This is a genomic window from Bacillota bacterium (genome assembly GCA_024655925.1).
Taxonomy (GTDB): domain Bacteria; phylum Bacillota; class DTU025; order DTU025; family JANLFS01; genus JANLFS01.
This window is the reverse complement of record JANLFS010000127.1, coordinates 4514-7447: the sequence shown is the minus strand read 5'-3', so window position 1 is coordinate 7447 and position 2934 is coordinate 4514. Positions and strand designations below refer to the sequence as shown.

Genomic DNA, 2934 nt, shown 5'->3' with positions numbered 1-2934 from the left:
ATCACATCTTCGGGGCAGAGTCCTGATGCCTTGATGATCAAGTTGGTCTGTGACCAACTGAAACTGAAGGCCGATTTCGATAAGGTCATGAGCCCGGAGAAGATCAAAGGTTACAAGACCTTGGTCATCGGCATCGGGGGAAGTGTCAAAGGCCTCGGCGAGGCCGGCATCGACACGGCGGAAGAGATCGATCGGGTAAACCGGCTGATCCAGGCGGCTCGTAAGCAAGGCACATACGTTCTTGCGGCCCACATCGGCGGGCATCCCCGCCGCGGTGACCTCGCAGATCCGTTCATCCATGGGGCTGCTCCGAAGGCGGACTTCCTTATCGTTCGAAACGACGGCAACCGGGACGGCTTGTTCACCAAGATAGCCAAGGACAACAACATCCCCATCATCTACATAGAGCAGACGCTTGAGATAAGGGACATCTTGAAGAGCATGTTCGGGCTGTAGGATCCCAGGAACGCTACGGCTATCATTGTGAGACGGTACAAGCGGGGGTAGGGTCAGTTTGGCGATTCAGTGTAGGGATGTAGTGAATGCTGCAGTACTTGGGGGTTGCCTCCTAGGAGGAGGCGGGGGAGGCTCCAAAAAGGACGGTTTCGCATTGGGCAGGCTGGCGGTGCAGGCCGGAGATCCCGTGCTCGTGGACATGGACGAAGTCCCGGATGATGCACTGCTCGTAACAGTGGCTCTCGTCGGATCACCAGCGTCCGAGAACGCTCACGCCAAGCCTGTCCATTACCAGCGTTCCCTGCAGATTCTCTTGGATGCCCTGGACGAAAAGGTCTTCGGTCTGATATCGAATGAAAACGGTGCAGTAGGGACCGTGAACGGGTGGTTCCAATCCGCCATGACGGGGCTGCCAGTTGTGGACTGTCCCTGCAATGGAAGGGCTCATCCCACCGGTATCATGGGGGCAATGAACTTGGACCAGGTGCCGGAATACCTTGCCTGGCAGGCGTTTGCAGGGGGCGACGCGGGCGAGAACCGGTACATAGAAGGCGTGATCCGGGGCCGGCTGGAGACCGCCGCGCGGCTGGTGCGGGAGGCATCAGTGGGAGCAGGGGGGTTGGTGGCGGTTGCGAGGAATCCCGTGTCCGCCACACACGCTAGGTTGAACGGCGCACCGGGTGCCATTCGCCAGGCCATCGAGTTGGGCAAGATCATTGAGGCGAATGCCGGGTCCGGGGGCATGCGCACCGCCGAGGTATGCGCACTTGCTCTGGGCGGGAGTGTGGTGATGGCAGGAGTTGTCACCGGGATCGACATGGAGACCAAGTCCGGTTTTGATGTAGGACGTGTCTTGGTCGAAGATGGGTCTTCCATCGCAGAACTGAAGTTCTGGAACGAGTATATGACCTTGAGTTTATCCGGGCTGTCAGGCAAGGCAGAACGTGTTGGATCGTTCCCAGACCTCATTTCCACCATCGACGAGGAGTCGGGCACACCGGTGACGACCTCAGAAATCCGCCAAGGCATGAAAGTCGCGGTGCTGTGGGCCTCGAAGGAGCGGTTGCGTCTCGGCTCGGGGATGCGCAGGACCGATCTGCTGGGAGACGTCGAACAGGTCATTGGAGAGGCGATCATCTAACGCTTGGGAGGTGCGACTTATGCTCAGAAAACACGCAATGGGACATGTAATTGTGGCAGGTTTGCTTCTTTGTCTCGTGCTCGGGAATATGGGGGCTGCCGCGGCGACTAGGCCTGTTGTCACTTGCTCCAACGGCATCGTGGCTGCCGCTCATCCTCTCGCGTCCCAGGCCGGTCTTCAGATACTCATGAAGGGCGGGAATGCAGTCGACGCGGCCGTGGCTACTGCCGCGGTTCTCAACGTCGTGGAACCGGATTTCTCCAGCATTGCCGCAGGGGGCGTCATGCTCATCTATGACGCCAAGACTCAGAAGATCGCGTGTATCAACGCGAACGCGCCGAACCCCGCGGGCGCGTCCATAGATGTCCTCACCAAGGATACTGCGCAGCGAGGCTACATGGCCGGTATGGTGCCGTCCGCGCTTCGCGCGTGGGATGAGGCCCTGAAGAACTATGGGACCATGTCTTTAGCGGAGGTGCTCGAGCCCGCAATCGAATACGCCGAGCGGGGATTCCCCATTACGGAGCGGTTGGCTAACGCTATTGCGAACCAGGAGACATTGCTCTCGATATACCCCACCTCCGCTAAGACCTTCCTTCCCGGCGGCGCTCCCCCGAAGGCAGGGGACGTGTTGGTGCAGTCGGACCTCGCGAACACGCTCAAGAGGGTGGCCAAGGAAGGCCCAGACGTGTTCTACAAGGGTGAGATCGCTCAGGAGATGGCCGACTTCTTCAAGAAGAACGGAGGCTTGTTCACTCTCGAGGACTTCGCCAACTACGAGATCGAATGGGTGGAACCTCTCCACGGGACGTATCGCGGGTATGACATCTACGTCCCGGGAGGAGAGTTCTGCGGGGCACTCGTTCTACAGCAGCTTAACATAGTCGAGCCCTTTGACCTTGCGAAGATGGGCCATAATACCGTGGAAACCCTGCACCTGATGGTCGAGGCGACCAAGCTTGCCGCGGCGGACCGCGACCGCTACATCGCAGACCCCAAGTTCGTGCACGTTCCCGAGAAGGCCCTCATCTCCAAGGAGTATGCGGCTGCCCAGCGTAAGCGGATCGACCTCGGACGCGCCCAGGACTCCATAGCCCCCGGGAACGCGGACAGCTACGAGAACACGACCCATATATCAGTCGTTGACGGGCAGGGGAACATGGTGTCCTACACCACCAGCATCGGAAGCAGCTGGGGCACAGGCGTTGTCGTCGGAGACACGGGGGTTTTCCTCAACAACGGCGGGGGATGGATGGAGTTCTCCCCTGACCATGTCAACAAGGTGGAGCCCCACAAGAGGCCGATGAACAACATCGCTCCAGTCTTCGTCGTCAAGG

The 2934-nt window shown here is 59.4% G+C and carries 3 protein-coding genes; all 3 read left to right on the top strand.

Annotated features, from left to right (window positions below):
* Positions 1-456, top strand: a 456-nt coding sequence (locus NUW23_14320) for a DUF6305 family protein (protein ID MCR4427335.1), incomplete at its 5' end; no start/stop codon positions are given.
* A gap of 58 nt (positions 457-514) precedes the next feature.
* Positions 515-1597, top strand: coding sequence for a DUF917 family protein (locus tag NUW23_14315; protein ID MCR4427334.1), 1083 nt, complete (start codon positions 515-517; stop codon positions 1595-1597).
* 19 nt (positions 1598-1616) lie between these two features.
* The coding region (gene ggt / locus NUW23_14310) for a gamma-glutamyltransferase (GenBank protein ID MCR4427333.1) at positions 1617-2934 on the top strand (1318 nt) is incomplete at its 3' end.